Source organism: Elstera litoralis (assembly GCF_000963705.1).
Classification (GTDB): Bacteria; Pseudomonadota; Alphaproteobacteria; order Elsterales; family Elsteraceae; genus Elstera; species Elstera litoralis.
Genome location: NZ_LAJY01000172.1, coordinates 1 through 1,944, shown reverse-complemented (window position 1 = coordinate 1,944; position 1,944 = coordinate 1). Strand labels below are relative to the sequence as shown.

Genomic DNA, 1,944 nt, shown 5'->3' with positions numbered 1-1,944 from the left:
AAATGAACATTAGACTCCCGATTTTAGAATTACGGTCAGTATTTCGAAAATTTCATGGTTCACCATTCCCCCCCGCTTTCGACACATGGTCGAGTCGATGAACAGAAAGTCACCGCTCTCCAGCGCTTTAAACAAATCCAAGGGAACATCCTGAACCGGCTGCTCGAAAACCGGGTAGCGCGCGCGATCTTCGGCCCGCATCAGGCCGTAGAGCCGTTCAGGATAGGGTTCGATAAAGGTGAAATCGGTTGCACGTCCCAAAAACTGCCGGTCCACGGCGAGCGCCAACGCCGAGGTATAGCCACTGCCGACTTCGATGAAGCGGCGCGGGCGCAGATGCATCATGAGGCTCGCAAGCACCTGCGCATCGCCGGGCGGGAAAAAGGGATTCTGGTAATAAAAGCCGCCCGCCTCCCCCGCTGTCTCCGGAAAAGTCAGGCGGGCGGCATGGCGGTTCAGGTCTGCGAGCAACGCAAGCTGGGCCTCCGCCCGCAAATCGATCTGGGGTAATGCCCGATCGGGATCGAACACCTGGGCCGCGCGCTGGGCCAGTTCGGTAAGATCGACAATGGGCGAATAAATATGCCCCGGCGGCACCCAGGTTGTCGGTTGCGGTGCGACCGCTAGTTCCGCCGAGACTTCCGCAAGGCGCGTCGATAGGTTTGCCACCTCGGCCAGAAGCTTTTGCACGTCCTGCTGAAGCTGTTCCAATTTCCCTAGCGGCACAGGAACCCCTTTCGCGTGGCGGATGATCTGCCGCGATAATTTTCACAGGGGCGGCCTAATGCCAAACAAAAAGAGAGCCGCTCGCGCGGCTCTCTCCCAGGCTTCTTAACCGATAGGGTCGGCTTAGTGGATCGATTCGCCGTGCAGGCGCAGGTCGAGGCCTTCGCGTTCCGCATCGGGATCGACCCGCAGGCCGACGATAAGATCGACAACCTTCAGAATGATGAAGGTCACAACCGCAGTGTAAACGACCGTCACGGCAACACCATAGAGCTGCAACAGCACTTGACCGCCATTGCCATCGAGCAGACCAGCCTTTTCGGCACTGCCGGTAATGGCCGGGCTGGCGAAGACGCCGGTGAGGATCGCGCCGACGATGCCGCCAACGCCGTGAACACCAAACGCATCCAAGCTATCGTCGTACCCAAGCGCATTCTTGAGGCTCGTTGCCGACCAGAAGCAGATCACGCCCGAAATCAGACCGATGATGATGGCAGCCCCCGGACCGACGAAACCCGCCGCCGGGGTAATGGCCACAAGACCGGCAACCGCCCCCGAGATGATGCCGAGGATCGAGGGTTTACCGCGCATGGCCCATTCGGCGAACATCCAGGCGAGTGCGGCAGCGGCAGCGGCAATCTGGGTTGCCAGCATCGCCATACCGGCCCCGAAACCTGCGGTGACGGCCGACCCGGCGTTGAAGCCGAACCAACCCACCCACAGCAGCGACGCACCGATGACCGACAGCACGAGGTTATGGGGCAGGAACATTTCCGTGCCATAGCCCCGACGCTTACCAATCACAAGCGCCGCAACCAGACCGGCGACCCCGGCATTGATATGAACGACCGTACCACCGGCGAAATCCAGCACGCCCGCGGAACCCAGGAACCCGCCGCCCCAAACCCATTTGGCGACCGGCACGTAGCACAACAGCAACCAGAAGATCGAGAAGAGCACGAGCGCCGAGAACTTCATACGATCCGCAACCGCGCCAGTAATCAGCGCGACGGTGATGATCGCAAAGGTCATCTGATAGGTGAGGAAGACGGTTTCCGGAATGGTGGCCGCCAGCGAATTCACGCTTTCCAGCGTCACGCCCGCCAGCATCACATTCGAGAGGCCGCCGATAAAGGCGCTACCTTCCGAAAAGGCCAAGCTATACCCAATCACGACCCAAAGGATCGTTACGATGCAGGTAATGGCGAAGGACTGCAT

Annotated in this window: 2 protein-coding genes; both read right to left on the bottom strand. The window is 59.8% G+C overall.

The window, feature by feature from the left end:
- Positions 1 to 9: 9 nt before the first annotated feature.
- A complete protein-coding gene (locus tag VZ95_RS07815; protein ID WP_052711586.1) occupies positions 10 to 726 on the bottom strand; it encodes an O-methyltransferase in 717 nt (238 codons plus the stop codon).
- A gap of 123 nt (positions 727 to 849) precedes the next feature.
- A partial coding sequence (locus tag VZ95_RS07810) for an ammonium transporter (protein ID WP_045775351.1) occupies positions 850 to 1,944 on the bottom strand: 1,095 nt, incomplete at its 5' end.